The organism is Allobosea sp. RIT-PG3_2, from assembly GCF_057321085.1.
The window spans coordinates 899217-920470 of record NZ_JBXWCA010000002.1 but is presented as its reverse complement, the minus strand read 5'-3'; the positions used below and the strand labels follow the sequence as shown (position 1 = coordinate 920470).

The window sequence follows — 21254 nt, the reverse complement described above, 5'->3', positions numbered from 1 at the left end:
GGTTCCGGGCTAGACCCTGCAGGTCGCCCCGGAATGACGGGAGAGGTTCCTCGCGTCACGTTGGGAGCCGCCTGATGGACCCAATCCAGACGCTCGCCGTCATCATCGATTCGACGATCCGCCTGTCGATTCCGTTGATCTGCGCGGCGATGGCGGGGCTGTGGTCGGAGCGCGCAGGCGTCGTCGATATCGGCCTCGAGGGCAAGATGCTGGTCGCCGCCTTCGCCTCGGCGGTCGCGGCCTTCGTCACGGGCTCGGCCTGGATCGGGCTGGGCGCCGGCATTCTCGCGGCGCTGGCACTCGCGCTGGTTCATGGTTTCGCCGCTATCACCTGGCGCGGCAACCAGATCGTTTCCGGCGTCGCCATCAACATGCTGGCGGCGGGCCTCACCGTGGTCCTCGGCAACGCCTGGTTCGGGCAGGGCGGGCGCACGCCCTCGCTCGAAGGCCCGGCCCGCTTCGGCGAGCTGACCTTGCCCTTCGCCGGTTGGGCGCGCGAGCACGTCCCGGTCCTCGGCCTGTTCTATGACGAATTCATCTCCGGCCATGCCGCACCGGCCTATCTCGCCTTCCTCTGCGTACTCGTCACGGCCCTTGTCCTGAAGCGCACGCGCTTCGGCCTGCGGATCCGCGCCGTCGGCGAGAATCCGGCGGCGGTCGATACGGCCGGCATCTCGGTCGCGCGGCTGCGCTATGGCGCCGTCGCGATCTGCGGCCTGCTCTGCGGCATTGGCGGCACCTATCTCGCCGTTGCGCAATCGGCCGGCTTCCTGCCGCATATGACGGCCGGGCGCGGCTTCATCGCGTTGGCCGCCGTGATCTTCGCGAATTGGCGGCCTTGGCCGGCGCTCGGCGCCTGCCTGCTCTTCGGCCTGCTCGATGCCATCGCGATCCGTCTCCAGGGCGTGACCTTGCCGGGCATCGGGCTGGTTCCGGTGGAAGCGATCCAGGCCTTGCCCTATGTCATGACCATCGTCCTGCTCGCCGGCTTCATCGGCAAGTCGACGCCGCCCAAGGCCTCGGGCCTGCCTTATGTCAAGGAACGCTGAGTTGCCGGCCGAACCCGATTTCGATGTCCTCTTCGCCGCCGCGGCCGCCGTGCAGCCGCGTGCTTACGCGCCCTATTCCCGCTTCAAGGTCGGCGCTGCGCTCCTGGCCGATGACGGTTCGGTCCATGCCGGCTGCAATGTCGAGAATGCCGCCTATCCCGTGGGCACCTGCGCCGAGGCCGGGGCCATCGCCGCGATGATCGCGGCCGGCGGCCGGGCGATCCGCGCCATCGTCATATTCGGGGAGGGCCCGGAGCTCGTCACGCCCTGCGGCGCCTGCCGCCAGCGCATCCGCGAATTCGCCATGCCCGAAACGCCCGTGGAGATCGCCGGACCCGAGGGCATCCGCGCGCGTTTCACCCTGGCGGAGCTGTTGCCAGCCTCCTTCGGACCGGCCAATTTGCCGCGGTGATTTGCGACGGCCGCTCTGGCGGCCAGGGGAGACGATCTGATGGCGGCCGATCCGGCTTTCGACGCGGCGGCGTCAGCATTGATCGACAAGGGCGTCGATGGGCCGATCGAATGTGCGCTGGTGCTCGGCACCGGGCTCGGCTCTGTCGTCGAGGACGTGCAGGACGGGGTCTGCATTCCCTATGCCGACATTCCCGGCTTTCCGCAGGGCGCGGTGTCCGGCCATGCCCGCCAGCTCTGCTACGGTACGCTCTTCGGCCGCAAGGTGCTGATCTATCAGGGCCGTGCGCATTATTACGAGGGCGGCGATCCCGCCGTGATGCGCGTGCCGCTTGGCCTGCTCACCGCTTTCGGCTCGCCGCCGCTGATCCTGACCAATGCCGCGGGCTCGCTGTCGCCCGAGATGCGTCCCGGCAGCCTCGCGCTCATCACCGATCATATCAACCTCAACGGCCCCAATCCGCTGGTCGGCGACAGGGGCGATGGCCGCTTCGTGCCGATGGTCGATGCCTATGACCCGCTGCTGCGCGGGCGCCTGAAGCGGGCGGCGGCGAATGCGGCCGTGCCGCTCGGCGAGGGCATCTATATGTGGTTCTCAGGCCCCAGCTTCGAGACGCCGGCCGAGATCCGCATGGCCAAGACCCTGGGCGCGGACCTCGTCGGCATGTCGACCGTGCCAGAGGTGATCCTGGCGCGGCGTCACGATATCCGGGTCGCGGCGCTTTCCATCGTCACCAATATGGGCGCGGGCCTTCACGGCGGCGCTCCGCATCACACTGAGACGCGCGATGTCGCCGCCATGGCCTCGCGCTCGCTGCGGCGCCTGCTGCGCGCCTTTCTTTCGGAGCTCTAGGCCATGTCGGAAGCCGCTCTCGCCAGGCGCGCGCTTGCGCTGCTCGATCTGACCGATCTCGCCGACGATGCCACCAAGGAGGGCGCCCGCGATCTCTGTCGTCGCGCCGTCTCGGGCCCGGTGCCGGTGGCGGCGGTCTGCCTCTGGCCGCGCTTCGTGGCGACGGCGCGTGAAGCGCTGGGCAGCAGCACTGTCCGCATCGCGACCGTGGTGAATTTCCCCGATGGCGACACGCCGATCGCACCCGTGATCCGCGAGACCGAAGCGGCGCTGGAAGCCGGTGCCGACGAAATCGACCTGGTCCTGCCCTGGCGCGCCGTATTGGCCGGGCAGGCCACGGCGGCCGGCGCCATGATCCGCAACATCAGCATGCGCTGCGAGGGCAAGCTGCTGAAGGTCATCCTCGAAACCGGGGAATACCCCGATCTCGACAAGGTGAGGGAGGCGTCCGAGCTCGCCATCGCCGCAGGTGCCGATTTCATCAAGACCTCGACCGGCAAGACGCCGCGCTCGGCCAGCATCCCGGCCGCGCGCGTGATGCTCGGCGTCATCGCCGCGGCAGGGCGCCCAATCGGGCTCAAGCCGTCCGGCGGCATCCGCACGCTGGCCGATGCGAAGAGCTATCTCGACCTCGCCGATGCGATGATGGGTCCTGATTGGGTGACGCCCGGGACGTTCCGCTTCGGCGCCAGCGGTCTTTACACCGCGCTCCTCGATACGATCGGTGGCGCGGCGTCCGATACGCCGCGTGGGAGCTACTGAATGCGCCTGACCCAGGAAATCATCGCCGCCAAGCGCGACGGCGCGGAGCTGCCCGATGCCGATATCCGCCAGATCATCGCCGGGCTGACCGACGGCTCGGTCAGCGAGGGCCAGGCCGCGGCCTTCGCCATGGCGGTCTATTTCAACGGCATGAACGAGAAGGAGCGCGTCGCGCTCACCCTCTCCATGCGCGATTCCGGCACGGTGCTGCGCTGGGACGACCTGCCCGGCCCGGCGCTCGACAAGCACTCGACCGGCGGCGTCGGAGACACCGTGAGCCTGCCGCTCGCTGCGGCGGTGGCTGCGTGCGGCGGCTATGTGCCGATGATCTCGGGGCGCGGCCTCGGCCATACCGGCGGCACGCTCGACAAGCTCGATGCCGTGCCGGGCTATGTGACGCAGCCGGGCGTGGCGCTGTTCCGCAAGGTGGTGCGCGAGGCGGGCTGCGCCATCATCGGCCAGACCGCCGATCTCGCCCCCGCCGACAAGCGGCTCTATGCCATCCGCGACGTGACCGCGACGGTGGAGACCATTCCGCTGCTGGTGTCCTCGATCCTGTCGAAGAAGCTCGCTGCCGGCCTCCACGGCCTCGCCATGGATGTGAAATTCGGCTCCGGCGCCTTCCTGCCGGACTACGCCAAGGCGCAGGCCCTGGCGCAGGCCCTGGTCAGCGTCGCCAACGATTCCGGCCTGCCCACGAACGCGCTTCTGACCGATATGGACGAGCCGCTCGCCTCGGCCGCTGGCAACGCGCTCGAGGTGGCCTATGCGCTCGATCACCTCACCGGGCGCCGGCGCGAGCCACGTTTCCACGAGGTCACGGTCGCGCTCGGCGCCGAGATGCTGCTGCTCGGCGGCCTCGCCGCCGATCTCGACGCCGCCCGCGCGCGGATCGAGGGCGCTTTCGCCTCGGGTGCTGCCGCCGAACGCTTCGCCCGGATGGTCGTGGCGCTCGGCGGGCCGGCCGATCTGCTGGAAGCGCCGGAGAAGCATCTGGCAGCCGCGCCGATCGCAAAGCCGGTCTTCGCCGAGAGCGCCGGCACGGTCGCGTCGATCGACACCCGCGCAGTCGGGCTTGCGGTCGTCGCGCTCGGCGGCGGCCGTGTTCGCCCGCAGGACCCGATCGACCATGCCGTCGGCATAGTCGAGCTGGCCGGGATCGGCGACAATACGGGCCCGGACCGCCCACTCGGCATCGTCCACGCCCGCGACGAGGCAGGCTTCGCCGCGGCAAGCGCGCGCTTGCGCAAGGCCTATCGGATCGGAGAGGGTGCGGCGCGCGGCGCCCTGGTCGCGGAACGGATCACGGAGAGGTTTTCGGCATGAGTTTGCTTCTGGCCATGACGAGCTGGCATGTCGAGGACTGGCGTGCGCGGTTCCAGGCGCTTCTGCCTGACATGCCGGTCGTGGTCCTCGGCGAGCCCTTCGACCGCCGCGCCGTGCATTATGTCGCGAGCTGGAAGCACCCGGCCGGCAGCCTGACCGGCCTGCCCAATCTCGGCGCGATCTTCTCGCTCGGCGCCGGCGTGGATTTCCTCTTCGCCGACGACAAGCTGCCGCCGGTGCCGATCGCCCGCGTCGTCGATCCCGACCTGACCACGCGGATGAGCGAATATGTCGTGCTGCATTGCCTGATGTATCTGCGCCAGCAGCATCGCTACATCAGCCAGCAGCAGCAGAAGCTCTGGGAGGACGACCGCAATCAGCCGGCCGCCCGCTCGGTGCGCGTCGGCATCATGGGTCTGGGCGAACTCGGACAGGACGCCGCCCGCAAATTGCAGGCTGTCGGCTTCGACGTCGCCGGCTGGAGCCGCTCGACCAAGACGATCGACGGCCTGCCGACCTTTGCCGGTGAGGACGGCATGAAGGCCTTTCTCGCGCGCACCGACATCCTCGTCTGCCTCGTGCCGCTCACGCCCGACACGCGTGGGATCATCAATGCCGAGCTGATCGCCGGGCTCGCGCGGGATGGCCGCCTCGGCGGCCCGTTCGTGATCAATGCCGGTCGCGGTGGCCTGCAAGTGGAAGCCGATATCCTCGCCGCGCTCGAAACCGGGGCATTGAAGGGCGCGACGCTCGACGTCTTCGAGACCGAGCCCTTGCCGGTCGAATCCCCGCTCTGGGCCCAGCCGAACGTGACGATCACGCCGCATAACGCGGCGATGTCGGAGCCGGAAGCGATCGCTTCGCTGATCGCGGCGCAGATCAGGCGGCTGGAAGCAGGTGAGCCGCTCCAGCACGTGGTCGATCCGGCGCGCGGCTACTGAGGGAGCCGGCGCGACCGTCACGGAACGGTCGCAGGGCTGTCGTCGTGTCGCAATCCGGGCGGGCGAAGCGAAATGCTTCGTCCTCCCCCGGAGCTGTCCATGCGCCTGTCACTCATCGCCGCCCTGCTGCTGTCCTCGACCATGCTCGCCGGGGCCCAGGAAACCCAGAAGGAGTTCCCGGCGAAGCTCGTCGGCCACGCCCTGCTGCCGGCGAACACCATCATCCCGGCTCCGGCCGATGCCCCGGCCGATCTCAAGGTCTCCGGCAAGTTCGTCACGCCGGGCAAGCGCGTCGAGGCGCTCAGCACCGTGGTGGGAACCTCGGGCGGGCGTCCGACCGGCCTTTCCACCCCCTTCGCCGGCCAGCCCGTACAGGGCTTCTCCGGCATCCGCTCGCTCGGCAATGGCGAGTTCCTCGTGCTGACCGACAACGGCTTCGGCACGAAGGCGAACTCCCCCGATGCCGCGCTGTTCTTCCATCGGCTGAAGGCCGATTTCGCCGGCGGCAAGATCGAGCGCCTCGCGACGACCTTCCTGCACGATCCCGACAAGAAGGTGCCGTTCCGCATCGTCCATGAGGGCACGGATAAGCGCCACCTGACCGGCGCCGATTTCGATCCGGAATCGATCCAGCCGATCGGCGGCAAGTACTGGATCGGCGAGGAGTTCGGCCCCTACCTCATCCGCGTCGACGCCAACGGCAAGGTCGAGGCCGTGTTCGAGACGTTTGCCGACGGCAAGCCGGTGCGTTCGCCCGACCATTACGCCGTGACGACGCCGGGCGCCCCCGATGCTCCGCTGCCCGTCGCCTTCAATGCCCGCCGCTCGAAGGGCTTCGAGGGCATGGCGCAGTCGCCGGATGGCCGCTTCCTCTACCCGCTGCTGGAAGGCCCGCTCTGGAACGCCGAGACCAAGGCCAACGAGCAGGTCGACGGCAAGGACGCGCTGCGCATCCTGGAATTCGACGTCGCCAACGAGAAGTGGACCGGCCGCTCCTGGTTCTTCCCGCTCGAGGACAAGGTCAACGCCATCGGCGACTTCAACATGATCGATGGAACCACAGCGCTGATCATCGAAAGGGATAACGGCGAAGGCACCGCCGACAAGGCTTGTGCCGCCGGTCAGAAGGGCCCGGACTGCTTCCACGACCTCGCCAAGTTCAAGCGCATCGTGAAGATCGAGATGACCGACGCCAATGTCGGCAAGTCCGTGCGCAAGGTCGGCTATATTGACCTGATGAAGATCGCCGATCCCGACAAGAAGGCGAAGCAGGGCGCCATCGACGGCGTGCTGCCCTTCCCCTTCTTCACCATCGAGAACGTCGACGTCGTCGATCGCGCGGGCGGCATCATCGTCGTCGGCAACGACAACAACCTGCCCTTCTCCTCCTCGCGCGATCCGAAGAAGGCTGATGACAACGAACTCGTGCTGCTGTCGGTGAAGGAGCTGCTCGACGCGAAGTGAGTCGGTAGCAGAGGGCCGTCATTCTCGGGCGGAGCGAAGCGCAGACCCGAGAATCTCTTGCAGGAGATGCTCGGGTCGAGCCCGAGCATGACGGTTCCCCGCGCCCTTCCTACCCCCGCAAAGCCCCCGGCCCTTTCACCGCGGCCGGCGGGCATTTGCCCGAGATGATCATGCCCAGCACCTCGTCTTGGGTGACGTCGCCGGTGCGCGCGGTGCCGACCACCTTGCCGTTCTTCATCACCGTGACGCGGTCGGCGAGGTCGAAGACATCGTGCAGGTCGTGGCTGATCAGGAAGATACCGATGCCCTGCTTCTTGAGCTGCAGGATCAACTCGGCAACCTGCTTCGTCTCGGCCGGCCCCAACGCTGCCGTGGGCTCGTCCATGATCAGCACGCGGGCATTGAAATAGATGGCGCGGGCGATCGCGACCGACTGCCGCTGCCCGCCGGAAAGCGCCTTCACCGGCTCCTTGAAGCGCCGGAAATGGGGGTTGAGCCGGCCCATCACCTTGCGGGTCTCCGACTCCATCGTCGCATCGTCGAGCGTGCCCCAGCCGGTCAGAAGCTCGCGGCCGAGGAAGATGTTGGCGGCGGCATCGACATTGTCGGCGAGCGCGAGCGTCTGGTAGATCGTCTCGATGCCGTGGCGCTTGGCGTCGCGCGGGCTCGACAGCGAGACCTCCTCGCCGTCGACCCGGATCGTGCCGGAATCGGCCCGGTAGGCGCCGGACAGGATCTTGATCAGCGTCGACTTGCCCGCGCCGTTATGGCCGAGCAGGCCGACGACCTCGCCCGGCATCAGGTCGACGCTGGCACCATCCACCGCCTTGATGCCGCCGAAGGCGATCGAGATATCGTGCATCTCGATCAGTGGCGTGCCCTGGCCGGGATGGGTCTCGGCGAGATCAGTCGGTTCCGCGATGCTCATCGGAGCCTCCTCAGCTCAGCCGCTGGCGGTAGACCCCGTCGAGCCAGACCGCGAGGACGAGAACGATGCCGACGACGATGTTCTGCAAGGGCGCATCGACGCCGATCAGCACCATGCCGGATTGCAGCGACTGCATCACCAGCGCGCCCAGCATCGCGCCCGCGATGGTGCCGACGCCGCCGGCGAGCGAGGTGCCGCCGATGACCGCCGCCGCGATCACATAGAGCTCGTCGAGCGTGCCGGCCGCGTTCGTCGAAGCATTGAGCCGCGCCGTCGAGATGCAGGCGGAGATGCCGACGAGCACGCCCATCAGCCCGAACACCAGCATCAGCACCTTGCGCGTGTTCACGCCGGAAAGCTGCGCCGCCTCGGGGTTGCCGCCGATGGCGAAGACATAGCGGCCGAAGCGCAGGCGATTGGCGAGGAAGGTCATGGCGACGCCGACCGCTAGCGCAATCAGCACGGGAACGGCGAGCCCGTGGCCGATGGTCAGGCCGCCCTCCGGCCAGGTGCCGCCCTTGGCCTCGGTGACGCGCCGCGCGATCCCGGCCGGCAGCGCATAGGCATTCGCCACCATTACAGTCGCCAGCACCGCCGCGCAGCCGAGCCCGGTGATCGCGATCTCCGCCCAGAGCGGGCGCAGCACGAAGCCGAAGCGCTTGCGCCGCCGGCGGATCAGCGCAGCCGCCACGCAGATCGCCACGCACAGGCCGATGCCGATCGCCCAGGAGGCGCTCGTGCCGATGGCGCCCTCGACGCCGCCGCCGAAGGGGCGGAAGCGCGAATCCATCGGCGCGATGGTCTGGCCCTGCGTCACCCACCAGGCTGCGCCGCGCCAGACCAGGAGCCCGCCGAGCGTGACGATGAAGGAGGGGATGGCGAGATAGGCGATCAATGCGCCCTGCATCAGCCCGACCAAGCCGCCGAGCGTCATCGCGAGCAGGAGGCTGACCACCCAGGTCAGCGGGTGCTCGAAGCCCCACAGCTCGGGCAGCAGCCGGACCTGCACGAGCCCGACCACCATGCCGACGAAGCCGAGCATCGAGCCGACCGAGAGGTCGATGTTGCGGGTGACGATGACCAGCACCATGCCGCAGGCCATGATCGAGATCGACGCGGTCTGGACCAGCAGGTTCCAGAGGTTGCGCGGCGTCAGGAAGGCGCCGTCCGACAGCCAGTTGAAGCCGAGCCAGATGATCGCGAGCGCGGCGACCATCCCGATCATGCGCGGATCGAATTCGATCTCGCGCAGATGGTCGCTGAAGCGCTTGCGCTCCTGCGCCGGATGAGCCGGCGCCGGGGTCGTGTTAGTCACAGGCCTTGACCTTGCCGGCTGCGACGCCCTGGCAGACCGCGGATTTCGCCGCCCAGCCGGCCTCGATCACCACGCCGAGATTGTCCTTCGTCACCGGCACCGGCTTCAGGAACAGCGCCGTCATCTTCTGCTTGGACGGGCCCTGGTCCCACGCCGCCGAGCCCGGGACATCGGCGAGCTTGGCGCCGCCGGCGAGCTTGAGAGCGATCTCGGCTGCGTTGCGGCCCAGTTCGCGCGCATCCTTCCAGATCGTCACGGTCTGTGTGCCCAGCGCGACGCGGTTGAGCGCCGCGCGGTCGGCATCCTGGCCGGAGACCGGCACCGAGCCGGAAAGCCCCTGCGCGTCCATCGCCGCGATGGCGCCGCCGGCCGTGCCGTCATTGGCGGCGATCACAGCATCGACCTTGTTCTGGTTGCGGGTCAGGATCTGCTCCATGTTCCGCTGGGCGTTGGCCGGCAGCCAGCCATCGGTGAAGGCTTCGCCGACATTCTTGATCTTGCCGCCGTCGATCGCGGGCTTCAGCACCTCGATCGAGCCCTGATAGAGGAAATTGGCGTTCGGGTCCGAGCTCGAGCCCTTGATGAAGACGTAGTTGCCCTCCGGCTTCGCCTGCTGGATCTCGCGCGCCATCATCCGGCCGACCTCGACATTGTCGAAGGTCAGGTAGAAGGCCTGCGGGATTTCGATCAGGCGGTCGTAACCGACGACGCCGATGCCCTCGTTCACCGCCTTTTCCACGGCGGGCCGGATCGCCTGAGCATCCTGCGCCAGCACGATGATCGCCTTGGCGCCGCGCGCGATCAGGCTCTCGACATCGGTGAGTTGCTTGGCCGGCGAGGATTGCGCATCGGCGGAGAGATAGGTGCCGCCGGCCTTCTCGACAGCCGCCTTGATCGCGGCTTCGTCGGTCTTCCAGCGCTCTTCCTGGAAATTCGACCAGCTGACCCCGATGACCGGGCCTTTCGATTGCGCGATGGCGCTGGAATGAATGGACATGGCGGCAACGGCGATGCTCGCCGCGAGGACGAAACGCTTCATCACACTGACCTCCTGAGCTTCCTCTGCCGCTGACTCTCAGGCTTTCCGAGCCCGTATGGCGTCCGGCGGGTGGAGCACAACCCAGAGGGGAGAAGCTGTCAAGCAGACTAACGGAGGGCTGGCGGCAACCTGGCCGGCAGGTCAGGCGACGCGCTTGTCGGGTGAATCGCAGAGGTCGTTCTGGATGCAGCGGCCGCATTCGGGCCTGAGCGCCTTGCAGGTGTAGCGCCCGTGCAGGATCAGCCAGTGATGGGCATGCCGGCCGAACTCCTCCGGCACTGCCTTTTCCAGCCCCATCTCGACCTGCAGCACGTTCTTTCCGGGCGCGATCCGCAGCCGGTTGGCGACGCGGAAGACATGGGTGTCGACCGCATGGGTGATTTCGCCGAAGGCGATGTTGAGCACGACATTCGCGGTCTTGCGGCCGACGCCGGGCAGGCTTTCGAGCTCCTCGCGCGTGGTCGGCACTGCGCTGCCGAACTGCGCGATCAGCTTCTCGCTGAGCGCGATCACGTTCTTCGCCTTGTTGCGATAGAGCCCAATCGTCTTGACGTGCTCGCGCACCGTCTCCTCGCCCAGCGCCAGCATCTTCTCCGGCGTGTCGGCGATGGCGAAGAGCTTGCGCGTCGCCTTGTTGACGCCGGCATCGGTCGCCTGCGCCGAGAGCACGACGGCGACCAGCAGCGTGAAGGCGTTCACGGATTCGAGTTCGCCCTTGGGCTCCGGATTGGCGGCGCGGAACCGCTCGAAGATCTCGCGGATCTCGGCCGGCTTGCGGGCGCGCGCCAACGTGATGCGTTTCGCCGGAGCACGGGCGCGCGCGGGCCTGTTCTGCTGATCCATGTCGGCGTTATAATACCGCAATGGAACCCGGCAAGAGCCCAGCAAGCGAAGGCGAGGACGCTGCGAAGCGGCCGGTCTTCGACGCGACGATCACGCCGCATCGCTCGCTCGGCCGGAACGGCTTCCGCATCGTGATGACGCTGGTCTGCCTGGCGAGCGTGGTCTCCTCGATTCCCTTCGTCGTGCTCGGCGCCTGGCCGGTCGCCGGTTTCTTCGGCATCGACGTCGTCGCGCTGTTCATCGCCTTCCACGTCAATTTCCGCCACGCCCGCGCCTTCGAGCGCATCGTGGTGACGCCGCTGGAAGTCCTGCTGCGCAAGGTCTCGCATCACGGCCGCGAGGCGGTCTGGCGCTTTAATCCGGCCTGGACCCGGCTCGAACGCCAGACCGACGAGGATTACGGCCTGCTGGTGCTGAAACTGGTCTCGCGTGGGCAGAGCGTCGCGGTTGCCGGCGCGCTTTCGCCGCAGGAGCGGGAGGGCTTTGCGCAAGCGTTGGGTGCGGCGCTGGCACAGGCGAGACGGGGCGGGGATTTCGGGCGAGGCTGAGCGAGGACGCCGGGTCGTCAGATACTGTCGCCGGGACTGCGCTCGAAAACAGCTTCAACCTTAAAATTGGTCCCGGTCATGACCAGATAAAGTCTTTCTTCCAAGCGGATGAGCTCGATACGGAAGAATTGTCTCGAATATGTGGCATTGCCGGTGTCTTTCCAGCGACCCGAGCCGGACGCGGTTTCGGCCTGATCGATCTGCTCGAAACGGATGTTTGCCGACCAGCCATTATTGGCCGCAACCATCGAGGATGATTCACCTTGACGGATTTCGATCCGGCAGTGACCGCAGTGGCCGGCATTCGAGCCGATCTGGCGCCAGACACCCGTCATTCCGTTGGTCTGAGAGTGAACCGGACCATGAAGCAGGGACAAGACGCCGATCAAGCCGGACAGGATGGCAAAACGCTTCATAGCCGGAAGCCCCGAGACATTTTCGGAAGAATGGCACGGGACAAGGGAGTCGCAAATCCCAATCAGGGCACGGCGTTAATGCAGCGTTTTCGGAGCAGGTTTTATCTGGGAACAGCTCCCGCGAGCTCCGCAGCTTTCGGGTGGGAACGGCATGGTGCATACCCTAGATTCGCATCATGACGAACGATGCGAGGCTCACGATGAATGCTTCCATGAAAACGGCGATGACCCCGACGCGCTTCTCCAATGCGGTGCTGGCGCGTGCTGCCGAGGCGATGCCGAGCGAGGCCGATTTCCCCACGACGCCGCCGGGCTCGGACTATGACACGGTCCGGCGCATCCTCTCCTTCATCACCCATAACTGGCGCGAGCAGCCGACGATCGAGGCGATCGCGGATGCGGCCGGCGCGACGCCGACCGATGTCCACCATCTCTTCCGGCGCTGGTGCGGGCTGACGCCGAAGGCCTTCCTGCAGGCGATCACGCTCGACCACGCCAAGGGGCTGCTCGCCTCCTCGGCCAGCGTGCTCGATACCGCGCTCGAGGTCGGCTTGTCCGGCCCCGGCCGGCTGCACGATCTCTTCGTCACGCATGAGGCGATGTCGCCGGGCGAATGGAAGGCCGGTGGCGGGGGCTTGAAGCTCTCCTACGGCTTCCATGTCTCGCCCTTCGGTGAGGCGCTGATCGTGGTCACGGATCGCGGGCTGGCCGGGCTCGGCTGGGTCTCGAACAGCGCCGATGGCGGCAAGGTCGTCGGCGGGCGTGCCGAGGCGCTGGCCGACATGATGCGGCGCTGGCCCCATGCCGATTACCACTATGATCCTGTCCTGACCGCACCTTATGCCGGCCGCATCTTCGAGCCCAAGGCCTGGTCGGCGGAGACGCCGCTGCGCGTGGTTCTGATCGGTACCGATTTCGAGGTACGGGTCTGGGAGACGCTGCTGAGGATCCCGGTCGGCTGCGCCACGACCTATGGCGAGGTTGCCAACCAGATCGGCCGGCCGAGCGCGGCGCGCGCCGTCGGCATGGCTGTTGGCAAGAACCCGATCTCCTTCGTGGTGCCCTGCCACCGCGTCATCGGCAAGTCAGGCGCGCTGACCGGTTATCATTGGGGCCTGACACGCAAGCGCGCCATCCTCGGCTGGGAAGCCGGGCAGGCCGCCGCCGGCTGAATTCAGCGCCGCAGATACATGTCCCAGCAGGGCGCGAGCGCGATCCGTTCGCGCCCTTCGAGTGCGCCGGCGAAGAGCTTGCGGATGGCCTCGCGCGCCGTGGTTGGCGGGCATTTCGGTGCCAGGATCGCGTCGATCCGTCCCAGCTCCGTCAGCATGGCCGGCTTGATCGGCGGCGTGCTGCGGCCGGGATCGAGGCCAAGCGGCACGGCGCGGGCGGACTCGAGCCGGAGCAGGCGGTTCATCGGATCGACGAAATCGAGCGTGAAGACGCCATTGAGCTGGCGCTTGTTCGCAGCCTCCCAATTGCGGATCGCCGTGATGCCCTGCTGGATCTCCAGCATCCAGGTCGCCTGAGCGTCGATTTCCGCATAGAGGATGTAGGAGGGCAGCAGATCGCGCCGGACGAGATCGCGATAGCTCTCCTGCTGGTTGGCATAGTGCTCCAGCATCCCGGCCGCGCGCGAGGCGATATCCGGTTTCACGCTGACCCGCCCGAGCGGTCCGAGATCGGGCACGTCGAGGCCGGCATAGGTCGGGGCGCTCATGGCGGCACGCATGCCCCGTTCGACACAGATCACGGCCGAGGGCAAGGCGACCGCGAGCACCAGCACGAGCATCACCGGCCGCAGCCAATCATCGCGACGCTGCCACCATTCGGAGAGGACCGGCAGCAGGATCGGCCATAAGCCGATGAATTCGAGCGAGCCCGTGTTCTGGGTCTCGAAGAAGGCGAGCGCCGCAAGACCCACGGCAAGCCAGCCGAGAGGCGAATCCGCGAGGGTCCGCCAGCCCGCGAGGGTGCGCGGCAGCCCGTCCCGCCATGCCGAGAAGGCCAGCGCCGCGAGCAGCAGCAGGGCCGGGCCGATGACGTTGAATTTTATCGAGGCCACAGTCAGGAAGCGCGGCAGCAGCGTGCCGGTGTTGAGCCCGAGCAGCGTCAGGACATTCGCGAGATAGGCCGAGGTCAGCCCGGTCGTGATTTCCAGCAGCGCGAGCGCGGCGATGACGGCAGCCGCGGCCGTGATCGCATCCCGAAGGCGCATGCGCCCGCTCAGCATCGCATAGCCGACGAGCAGCGTGCCCGTGACGGCGCCCGTGATCTTCGCCAGGAAGAGCGCCAGCATCAGCGCCGCGACGAGCGCGACCTGCAGGCGGCGCCGCGCGAAGAGCAGCGTCGCGATCAGCAGGTAGAGCAGCATGGCGGCATGCCGGTTGTAGAAGCCGAAGCCGTCGAAACCCGGCATCGGATACAATGAATGCAGGTTGATCGGCAGCGCCGCGAACAGCAGGAAGGGCAGCACGAGCGCCAGCGCCTGCGCGCGCGATCGCCGGGCAACGTCGTTCGCCAGCAAGGCGAGCACCGGCAGCGTCACCGGCAGCAGCGCCCAGTTGATCAGCAGCATCGGCTGCGCATTCGGGAAGAGGGCGTCGAGGCCGGCGGTCAGGTAGAAGCCGAGCGGCCCGACAGGCACGAAGAAATCGAGGCTCGGCACTTGGCCCAGCCTGATGCGCCAGGCCGCATCGAGATAGACAACCGTATCCCAGGCATTCGCACCGATCGGCAGGCGCAGCGGCAGGATCAGCCCTGCGACGGCCAGCGCCGCGAAAGCGGCGATCCATAGGCCGGGAGAAAGCACGAGCCGTGCCGCCATACGGCTGCCCCGCGTTTGGGAGTGTCGCCCCCCGATCTCGCTCATCGCCACGCCGAACTCTCCTGGTCCAGCCGGCGCTATGGCAGACAATCCTTACCAGCAGCCTGCTGCGATTGCAGAAACCCCGGCCGGGGCTGCAACTAGAGCAGCCCGCGCTTAGCCAGATGGCGCATCAGATGCGAGGCGCCGAAGGTCCAGGGCTCGCAGGCGTCGGTACGCTTCATCCGGTTGACGAGGCTGCCCAGCTCCGGCGCGGCGATGGTGACGATGTCCCCGTATTTATGGGTGAAGCCGCCGCCCGGCGCATCGCGGTCCTTGATCGGCGCGAACATGGTGCCGAGATAGAGCGCCGCACCGTCCGGATATTGATGGTGCGGGCCGATCATCTGCGCGGCGAGGTCGGCCGGGTCGCGGCTGATCTTGGCGATCGAGGAGGAGCCTTCCAGCGTGAAGCCGTCCTCGCCCGCTACCGTCAGCGTCACGGTCGTGCGGCGGACATGATCGAGCGTGAAGCCCGCGTCGAAGAAGCGGATGAAGGGGCCGACGGCGGCGGCCGCGTTGTTGTCCTTCGCCTTGCCGAGCAGCAGGGCCGAGCGGCCCTCGACATCGCGCAGGTTGACGTCGTTGCCGAGCGTGGCGCCGACGATGCGCCCGTCGGACGCGACGACCAGCACGATCTCCGGCTCGGGGTTGTTCCAGCTCGATGCGGGATGGAGGCCGGCATCGGCTCCCGTGCCGACCGTCGACATCGCCGGGGCCTTGGTGAAGATCTCGGCGTCCGGGCCGATGCCGACCTCGAGATACTGGCTCCAGGCGCCCTGCTTGATCAGCACCTCCTTGAGATGCATCGCCTCGGGCGAGCCGGGCTTGAGCTTGGAGAGGTCGTCTCCGATGAGCTTGCCGATCTCCTCGCGGATCGTTGCGGCAGCCGCCGGGTTGCCGCGTGCCTTCTCCTCGATCACCCGCTCCAGCATCGAGACTGCGAAGGTGACGCCCGCGGCCTTCACCGCCTGCAGGTCGAGCGGGGATAGCAGCCAGGGCCGCTTCGGATCGCGGCTGTCCACAGGGGTGTTGGCGAGGATGTCGGCCAGGGACCCGAGCGTCTCGCCCTGGGCCGCCCGCAGCGCCGCGGCCGGATCGGCGCTCTCGCAGAGGTCGCGGCTGGTCGGGAAAGCGGCGGTGATGTCGACGACCTGCCCGTCGCGCAGCGCCACCACGGCGGGGCCGCCGAGATCGGGGCGCCAGACCCGGCCGACGAGCGCGGCCGCAGCGGAATCCGTCGGCAGGGTTGCGGTCACGGCAAGGTCGAGCTTCGGCATGATGCGGTCCGGAAACGAGTTCGAGTCGGGAGCGCAGATCAGCCGGTTATGCGCGAATGCGCAAGCCGTACCGCGACCATAGGCGCATTGCGGCAGGCGTCATCGATTTGTCATTGAAATGTCGCCTGCGCTTCATGCTAGCTTGCGCACCAACGACAAGAACCGCGGCGGGGTCCGCCCGCGGAAGGGAGATCGTCCATGACCATCAAATCGCGCATCCTGATGTCGGTAGCGGCCTTCGCGCTCGCCGGCGCCTCGCCTGCCCTGGCACAGACCGAAATCCAGTGGTGGCACGCGCTGACCGGCGCGAATAATGACGTCGTCGTGAAACTCGCCGAGGACTTCAACGCCTCGCAGAAGGACTACAAGGTCGTTCCGGTCTACAAGGGCTCCTACCCCGACACGCTGAACGCCGGCATTGCCGCCTTCCGCGCCGGCCAGGCGCCGCACATCCTGCAGGTCTTCGAGGTCGGCACGGGCACGATGATGTCGGCCAAGGGCGCGGTCAAGCCGGTCCACGAGATGATGAAGGAAGCCGGCGAGAAGTTCGATCCGAACGCCTATCTGCCTGCCATCACCGGCTATTACTCGACGGCCAAGGGCGAGATGCTCTCCATGCCGTTCAATTCCTCGTCGATGGTGATGTGGTACAACAAGGACGCCTTCAAGAAGGCGGGCCTCGACCCCGAGAAGCCGCCGAAGACCTGGCCCGAGACCTTCGAGGCCGCCAAGAAGCTGAAGGCTGCCGGCTTCGACAAATGCGCCGTCTCGAACGCCTGGGCGCCCTGGGCCAATATCGAGCAGTTCGGCGCCTGGCATAACGTGCCGCTCTCGACCAAGGTCAACGGCATGGCCGGCTTCGACGCCGTCATGAACTTCAACCAGAGCCCGCTCTTCCTGAAGCACTGGACCAATCTGGTCGAGCTGCAGAAGGACAAGACCTACGACTATTCCGGCCGCACCAACAACGGCGAAGGCCGCTTCACCTCGGGCGAATGCCCGATCTTCCTGACCTCCTCGGGCTTCTTCGGCAACGTCAAGGCGAACGCCAAGTTCGACTGGGGCAATGCGGCGATGCCGTATTATCCGGAAGCCGCGGGCGCTCCGCAGAACTCGATCATCGGCGGCGCCTCGCTGTGGGTGATGGGCGGCAAGAAGCCGGCCGAGTACAAGGGCGTCGCCAAGTTCTTCACCTTCCTGTCGGATGTCGACCGCCAGGTGAAGCTGCACACCGAGTCGGGCTACCTGCCGATCACCAAGGCAGCCTATGAGAAGGTCAAGGCGTCGGGCTTCTACAAGGACAAGCCCTATCTCGAGACCCCGCTCCTCGAGCTGACCAACAAGGCCCCGACCGACAACTCGAAGGGCCTGCGCTACGGCAGCCTCGTCCAGATCCGCGACATCTGGTCGGAGGAGCTGGAGGCGGCGCTGAACGGCCAGAAGACGCCCAAGGCGGCGCTGGACGCAGCGGTCGAGCGCGGCAACCAGATGCTGCGCCAGTTCGAGCGCACCGCGGCGCGCTGATCCGACAGCCCTCTTGCATCCATTGGCCATCCCGGACAAACCCGTCCGGGATGGCCGTCTCGTCCAAGGAAGCCGATGCAGAAGAACGCCTACTTCAAGGGGCTGACCATCCCCTTCCTGCTGCTGGCGCCGCAGCTCGCGATCACCATCGTGTTCTTCTATTGGCCGGCGAGCCAGGCGGTCTGGCAGAGCTTCCTGCTTGAGGACGCCTTCGGCACCTCGACCGAGTTCGTCTGGTTCGAGAACTATCAGACGCTCTTCGCCGATCCCGGCTATCTCAAGGCCTTCATCAATACGGCGATCTTCTCGACCTTCGTCTGCGTGCTGTCGCTGTCGATCGCGCTGCTCTTCGCGGTGATGGCGGATCGGCAGCTCAAGGGCGGCGAGGTCTACAAGACCCTGCTGATCTGGCCCTATGCGGTCGCGCCCGCCATTGCCGGCGTGCTCTGGATCTTCATGTTCGATCCCTCGCTCGGTATGCTGGCGCGCGGGTTGCAGTCGCTCGGCATCGCCTGGAATCCCCGGCTCAACGGCAATGACGCCATGCTGCTGGTCATCCTCGCCGCGACCTGGAAGCAGATCAGCTACAATTTCCTGTTCTTCCTCGCCGGCCTGCAATCGATCCCGAAAAGCGTGATCGAGGCGGCGGTGATCGACGGCGCCCGGCCGATGCGCCGCTTCTGGACCATCGTCTTCCCGCTGCTCTCGCCGACGACCTTCTTCCTGCTCGTCGTCAACATCGTCTACGTCTTCTTCGACACCTTCGGCATCATCGACACCGTGACCGGCGGCGGCCCCGCGGGCGCGACCGAGACGCTGGTCTACAAGGTCTTCGCAGACGGCAAGGGCGGCTCCAACCTCGGCGGCTCGGCGGCGCAGTCCGTGATGCTGCTCATCATGGTCATCGGGCTGACCGCGGTCCAGTTCCGCTTCATCGAGCGCAAGGTGAGCTACTGATGGCGTCCGTGCTCTGGCTAGAACTGACCGCCGAGGAGCTGCGCGCCAAGGCCGCGGGCGATGCCATCGTCGTCCTGCCCGTCGCCTCGGTCGAGCAGCACGGGCCGCATCTGCCCGTCGGTGTCGACACCATCCTGTGCAGCGGCGTCTGCAAGGCGGCGGCCGAGCGCGCCGGCGATGTCGACGTCGTGGTCACGCCGACCCTGTGGTGCGGCATGGCCGAGCATCACATGGCCTTCGGCGGCACCTTCACCTTCGACATCCCGACCTATCGCGCCGTGCTGCTCTCCCTCCTCAAGAGCATCGAGCGCCATGGCTTCCATCGCGTGCTGATCGTCAACGGACATGGCGGCAACATCGCCGCGCTGACGGCCTTCCTGCCCGATTTCGCGCGTGAGACGCGGCTGCATATCGAGGCGACCACCTATTTCCTGCTGGCCGAGGCGGCGCTCCCGCCGTTGCTGGAGGATCAGCAGGCCGTGCAGCATGCCTGCGAGGTCGAGACCTCGATGATGATGGTGCTGGCGCCGGGATCGGTCCGCGATGCCCGTCTCGGCGAGGCTTTCGGCGCGCTCGACGGCCTGCCCGGGCGCCCGACCGTCTCACGCCACCGTTCCTTCCGGGACATGACCGAGACCGGGGTGATCGGCGACGCCCGCCGTGCCACGACGCAGAAGGGCCAGGCCTGCCTGGATGCCTGCGCCGAGGCTCTGGCCGGGCTCCTGCGCGAGATGGGGAAGGGGATCTGATGGTCGAGGACCGCCGCCTGGGCGACGCGATCGCCTATGTCATCCTGACGATCGGCGTGCTGATCGTCGCCTTCCCGGTCTGGCTGACCTTCGTCGCCTCGACCTGGGACGCCGCGACCGTGATCAACGGCCAGATGCCACTCTATCCCGGCCCGTATTTCCTCGAGAACTACAACCGCATCCTCTTCATCGGCACCTCCGGCACGACGCGCGAGCCGGTGATCGGCATGATGTTCAACTCCTTCGTCATGGCGATGACGATCGCGCTGGGCAAGATCTTCATCTCCGTGCTCTCGGCCTATGCGGTGGTGTACTATCGCTTCCCGTTCCGCATGGCGGCGTTCTGGACCATCTTCATCACGCTGATGCTCCCGGTCGAGGTCCGCATCTTCCCGACCTTCAAAATCGTCTCCGATCTGAACATGCTCGACACCTATCAGGGCCTCGCCGTCCCGCTCATCGCCTCGGCGACGGGAACGCTGCTGTTCCGGCAGTTCTTCATGACGATCCCGGACGAGTTGCTGGAAGCGTCGAAGATCGACGGCGCCGGTCCGTTCAAGTTCTTCAAGGATACGCTGCTGCCGCTCTCGATCACCACGATCGCGGCGCTCTTCGTGATCCAGTTCATCTATGGCTGGAACCAGTATCTCTGGCCGCTGCTGGTGACGACGAAGGACTCGATGCAGACCATCGTCATCGCCATCAAGAAGATGATCGTCACCACCGACGCCCTGACCGAATGGCAGCTCGCCATGGCCACCGCCATGCTGGCGATGCTGCCGCCCGTCTTCGTCGTCATCGCCATGCAGAGGCTCTTCGTAAAGGGCCTGGTCGAAACCGAGAAGTAATCCGCGAATGGCCCAGGTCACCCTGAACAACGTCAAGAAGGTCTATGCCGGCGGCGTCGAGGCCGTGAAGGGCGTCTCCTTCGACATCCCCGATGGCGGCTTCTGCGTGCTCGTCGGCCCCTCCGGCTGCGGCAAGTCCACGCTGCTGCGCATGGTCGCCGGGCTGGAGACGATCTCCTCGGGCGAGGTCGCGATCGGCGACCGCGTCGTCAACCAGATCGAGCCGGCCGACCGCGACATCGCGATGGTGTTCCAGAACTATGCGCTCTACCCGCATATGAACATCTACGACAACATGGCCTATGGCCTGCGCAACCGCGGCACGCCGAAGGACGAGATCGACAAGCGCGTGAAGGAAGCGGCGCGTATCCTGGCGATCGAGCCCTTCCTGGAGAGGCGGCCGCGCCAACTCTCCGGCGGCCAGCGCCAGCGCGTCGCCATGGGCCGCGCCATCGTGCGCAAGCCGCAGGTCTTCCTCTTCGACGAGCCGCTTTCGAACCTCGACGCCAAGCTGCGCGTGCAGATGCGCGTCGAGATCAAGAAGCTGCAGCGAGCGCTCGGCGTCACCTCGATCTACGTCACCCACGACCAGGTCGAGGCGATGACGCTTTCCGACAAGCTCGTGGTGATGAATGGCGGCCAGGTCGAGCAGATCGGCGTGCCGGCCGAGGTCTACCGCAAGCCGGCCAGCAAGTTCGTCGCGACCTTCATCGGCTCGCCGCCGATGAACATCCAGCCCGGCACAGTGGACGGCCCCGGCATCGTGGCGCTCGGCGACGCCATCATCGAGGTCCGGGACCTCCGCGAGGATCTGGCGGCGCAGACGCCGGTCGAGGTCGGCCTGCGGCCGGAGGATATCGAGATCGCCTCGGAAGGGCAGGCGGGATCGCTGCCCTTCGACGTCGAGTTCATCGAGGAGCTCGGCGCGACCCAGCTCTTCCACGGCAAGCTCGCCGGCCATCCTTTCGTGATGCAGGCGGCGACGGGCGAGGTCGCGGCGCAAGAAGGCCGGCTCTGGATCACGGTCGATCCAGACAAGGTCCATGTCTTCGATCCGAAGACGGGCGTGCGGCTGGGCAGGCGCTGAGCGGGTTTCGCATCCTCCACGTCATTCCGGGGCGGGCGAAGGCCCGAG

Annotated in this window: 21 protein-coding genes; 14 read left to right on the top strand and 7 right to left on the bottom strand. The window is 67.0% G+C overall.

What is annotated here, in order from left to right:
* Positions 1-74: 74 nt before the first annotated feature.
* The 7 genes from AC2FAN_RS09920 to AC2FAN_RS09890 all read left to right on the top strand — a co-directional run bounded on the left by AC2FAN_RS09920 (position 75) and on the right by AC2FAN_RS09890 (position 6806).
* Positions 75-1049: an ABC transporter permease gene (locus tag AC2FAN_RS09920; protein WP_485173616.1), complete on the top strand. Its 975-nt coding sequence runs from the start codon at positions 75-77 to the stop codon at positions 1047-1049.
* 1 nt (position 1050) lies between these two features.
* Positions 1051-1461, top strand: a complete 411-nt coding sequence (locus AC2FAN_RS09915; RefSeq protein WP_485173614.1) for a cytidine deaminase — start codon at positions 1051-1053, stop codon at positions 1459-1461.
* Positions 1462-1500: 39 nt separating this feature from the next.
* Positions 1501-2313, top strand: coding sequence for a purine-nucleoside phosphorylase (locus tag AC2FAN_RS09910; protein WP_485173612.1), 813 nt, complete (start codon positions 1501-1503; stop codon positions 2311-2313).
* A 3-nt stretch (positions 2314-2316) separates the two neighbouring features.
* A complete protein-coding gene (gene deoC / locus AC2FAN_RS09905; protein ID WP_485173610.1) occupies positions 2317-3075 on the top strand; it encodes a deoxyribose-phosphate aldolase in 759 nt (252 codons plus the stop codon).
* Entirely contained in the window at positions 3076-4401 is a 1326-nt protein-coding gene (gene deoA, locus AC2FAN_RS09900; RefSeq protein ID WP_485173608.1) for a thymidine phosphorylase, read from the top strand.
* Complete coding sequence (locus AC2FAN_RS09895; RefSeq protein ID WP_485173606.1) at positions 4398-5342, top strand: 2-hydroxyacid dehydrogenase; 945 nt, start codon at positions 4398-4400, stop codon at positions 5340-5342. Before deoA ends, AC2FAN_RS09895 begins: the two co-directional genes overlap by 4 nt.
* A 99-nt stretch (positions 5343-5441) precedes the next feature.
* Positions 5442-6806: an esterase-like activity of phytase family protein gene (locus tag AC2FAN_RS09890; protein ID WP_485173604.1), complete on the top strand. Its 1365-nt coding sequence runs from the start codon at positions 5442-5444 to the stop codon at positions 6804-6806.
* Between the two features lie 109 nt (positions 6807-6915).
* On the opposite strand, the gene AC2FAN_RS09885 is transcribed toward AC2FAN_RS09890, so the two are convergent.
* The 4 genes from AC2FAN_RS09885 to nth all read right to left on the bottom strand — a co-directional run bounded on the left by AC2FAN_RS09885 (position 6916) and on the right by nth (position 10931).
* Positions 6916-7734, bottom strand: coding sequence for an ATP-binding cassette domain-containing protein (locus tag AC2FAN_RS09885; protein ID WP_265051103.1), 819 nt, complete (start codon positions 7732-7734; stop codon positions 6916-6918).
* A gap of 10 nt (positions 7735-7744) precedes the next feature.
* A complete protein-coding gene (locus tag AC2FAN_RS09880; protein WP_485173601.1) occupies positions 7745-9049 on the bottom strand; it encodes a sugar ABC transporter permease in 1305 nt (434 codons plus the stop codon).
* Entirely contained in the window at positions 9042-10088 is a 1047-nt protein-coding gene (xylF, locus tag AC2FAN_RS09875; RefSeq protein WP_485173599.1) for a D-xylose ABC transporter substrate-binding protein, read from the bottom strand. Before xylF ends, AC2FAN_RS09880 begins: the two co-directional genes overlap by 8 nt.
* A gap of 141 nt (positions 10089-10229) precedes the next feature.
* Positions 10230-10931, bottom strand: a complete 702-nt coding sequence (gene nth, locus AC2FAN_RS09870; RefSeq protein WP_265051105.1) for an endonuclease III — start codon at positions 10929-10931, stop codon at positions 10230-10232.
* Positions 10932-10951: 20 nt separating this feature from the next.
* Here nth and AC2FAN_RS09865 point away from each other — a divergent pair, with 20 nt between their 5' ends.
* A complete protein-coding gene (locus tag AC2FAN_RS09865) occupies positions 10952-11479 on the top strand; it encodes a DUF2244 domain-containing protein (RefSeq protein WP_485173598.1) in 528 nt (175 codons plus the stop codon).
* A gap of 17 nt (positions 11480-11496) precedes the next feature.
* On the opposite strand, the gene AC2FAN_RS09860 is transcribed toward AC2FAN_RS09865, so the two are convergent.
* On the bottom strand, positions 11497-11895 hold the full coding sequence (locus AC2FAN_RS09860; RefSeq protein WP_485173597.1) for a hypothetical protein: 399 nt from the start codon (positions 11893-11895) through the stop codon (positions 11497-11499).
* A gap of 275 nt (positions 11896-12170) precedes the next feature.
* On the opposite strand from AC2FAN_RS09860, the gene AC2FAN_RS09855 reads away from it, so the two are divergent.
* Complete coding sequence (locus AC2FAN_RS09855; RefSeq protein WP_485173752.1) at positions 12171-13067, top strand: methylated-DNA--[protein]-cysteine S-methyltransferase; 897 nt, start codon at positions 12171-12173, stop codon at positions 13065-13067.
* 2 nt (positions 13068-13069) lie between these two features.
* Here the strand turns inward: AC2FAN_RS09855 and AC2FAN_RS09850 are convergent, their stop codons facing one another.
* Entirely contained in the window at positions 13070-14722 is a 1653-nt protein-coding gene (locus tag AC2FAN_RS09850) for a hypothetical protein (protein WP_485173596.1), read from the bottom strand.
* Between the two features lie 140 nt (positions 14723-14862).
* Positions 14863-16041, bottom strand: a complete 1179-nt coding sequence (locus AC2FAN_RS09845; RefSeq protein WP_485173595.1) for a fumarylacetoacetate hydrolase family protein — start codon at positions 16039-16041, stop codon at positions 14863-14865.
* Positions 16042-16239: 198 nt separating this feature from the next.
* Between AC2FAN_RS09845 and ugpB the strand changes: the two genes are divergently transcribed.
* The 5 genes from ugpB (at position 16240) to AC2FAN_RS09820 (ending at position 21206) form a co-directional block, all read left to right on the top strand.
* Complete coding sequence (gene ugpB, locus AC2FAN_RS09840; RefSeq protein ID WP_265051110.1) at positions 16240-17565, top strand: sn-glycerol-3-phosphate ABC transporter substrate-binding protein UgpB; 1326 nt, start codon at positions 16240-16242, stop codon at positions 17563-17565.
* A gap of 75 nt (positions 17566-17640) precedes the next feature.
* Positions 17641-18522, top strand: coding sequence for a sn-glycerol-3-phosphate ABC transporter permease UgpA (gene ugpA / locus AC2FAN_RS09835; protein WP_476805381.1), 882 nt, complete (start codon positions 17641-17643; stop codon positions 18520-18522).
* Positions 18522-19271, top strand: a complete 750-nt coding sequence (locus AC2FAN_RS09830) for a creatininase family protein (RefSeq protein ID WP_476805380.1) — start codon at positions 18522-18524, stop codon at positions 19269-19271. The genes ugpA and AC2FAN_RS09830 overlap by 1 nt, the downstream gene beginning before the upstream one ends.
* Positions 19271-20119: a sn-glycerol-3-phosphate ABC transporter permease UgpE gene (ugpE, locus tag AC2FAN_RS09825; RefSeq protein WP_265051113.1), complete on the top strand. Its 849-nt coding sequence runs from the start codon at positions 19271-19273 to the stop codon at positions 20117-20119. The genes AC2FAN_RS09830 and ugpE overlap by 1 nt, the downstream gene beginning before the upstream one ends.
* A gap of 7 nt (positions 20120-20126) precedes the next feature.
* The gene (locus AC2FAN_RS09820) at positions 20127-21206 is read left to right on the top strand and encodes a sn-glycerol-3-phosphate import ATP-binding protein UgpC (protein WP_485173593.1); all 1080 of its coding nucleotides are present in this window, start codon (positions 20127-20129) and stop codon (positions 21204-21206) included.
* Positions 21207-21254 lie beyond the last annotated feature (48 nt).

Bases quoted from the DNA above. Each gene is read 5' to 3' on its own strand.
- AC2FAN_RS09820 (WP_485173593.1), top strand. From the start codon at position 20,127: ATGGCCCAGGTCACCCTGAACAACGTCAAGAAGGTCTATGCCGGCGGC.
- AC2FAN_RS09855 (WP_485173752.1), top strand. From the start codon at position 12,171: ATGCCGAGCGAGGCCGATTTCCCCACGACGCCGCCGGGCTCGGACTAT.
- AC2FAN_RS09885 (WP_265051103.1), bottom strand. From the start codon at position 7,734: ATGAGCATCGCGGAACCGACTGATCTCGCCGAGACCCATCCCGGCCAG.
- AC2FAN_RS09845 (WP_485173595.1), bottom strand. From the start codon at position 16,041: ATGCCGAAGCTCGACCTTGCCGTGACCGCAACCCTGCCGACGGATTCC.
- AC2FAN_RS09850 (WP_485173596.1), bottom strand. From the start codon at position 14,722: ATGGCGGCACGGCTCGTGCTTTCTCCCGGCCTATGGATCGCCGCTTTC.
- AC2FAN_RS09830 (WP_476805380.1), top strand. From the start codon at position 18,522: ATGGCGTCCGTGCTCTGGCTAGAACTGACCGCCGAGGAGCTGCGCGCC.
- AC2FAN_RS09860 (WP_485173597.1), bottom strand. From the start codon at position 11,895: ATGAAGCGTTTTGCCATCCTGTCCGGCTTGATCGGCGTCTTGTCCCTG.
- AC2FAN_RS09910 (WP_485173612.1), top strand. From the start codon at position 1,501: ATGGCGGCCGATCCGGCTTTCGACGCGGCGGCGTCAGCATTGATCGAC.
- deoC (WP_485173610.1), top strand. From the start codon at position 2,317: ATGTCGGAAGCCGCTCTCGCCAGGCGCGCGCTTGCGCTGCTCGATCTG.
- AC2FAN_RS09865 (WP_485173598.1), top strand. From the start codon at position 10,952: ATGGAACCCGGCAAGAGCCCAGCAAGCGAAGGCGAGGACGCTGCGAAG.
- ugpA (WP_476805381.1), top strand. From the start codon at position 17,641: ATGCAGAAGAACGCCTACTTCAAGGGGCTGACCATCCCCTTCCTGCTG.
- AC2FAN_RS09920 (WP_485173616.1), top strand. From the start codon at position 75: ATGGACCCAATCCAGACGCTCGCCGTCATCATCGATTCGACGATCCGC.
- AC2FAN_RS09895 (WP_485173606.1), top strand. From the start codon at position 4,398: ATGAGTTTGCTTCTGGCCATGACGAGCTGGCATGTCGAGGACTGGCGT.
- xylF (WP_485173599.1), bottom strand. From the start codon at position 10,088: ATGAAGCGTTTCGTCCTCGCGGCGAGCATCGCCGTTGCCGCCATGTCC.
- ugpE (WP_265051113.1), top strand. From the start codon at position 19,271: ATGGTCGAGGACCGCCGCCTGGGCGACGCGATCGCCTATGTCATCCTG.
- deoA (WP_485173608.1), top strand. From the start codon at position 3,076: ATGCGCCTGACCCAGGAAATCATCGCCGCCAAGCGCGACGGCGCGGAG.
- ugpB (WP_265051110.1), top strand. From the start codon at position 16,240: ATGACCATCAAATCGCGCATCCTGATGTCGGTAGCGGCCTTCGCGCTC.
- AC2FAN_RS09890 (WP_485173604.1), top strand. From the start codon at position 5,442: ATGCGCCTGTCACTCATCGCCGCCCTGCTGCTGTCCTCGACCATGCTC.
- nth (WP_265051105.1), bottom strand. From the start codon at position 10,931: ATGGATCAGCAGAACAGGCCCGCGCGCGCCCGTGCTCCGGCGAAACGC.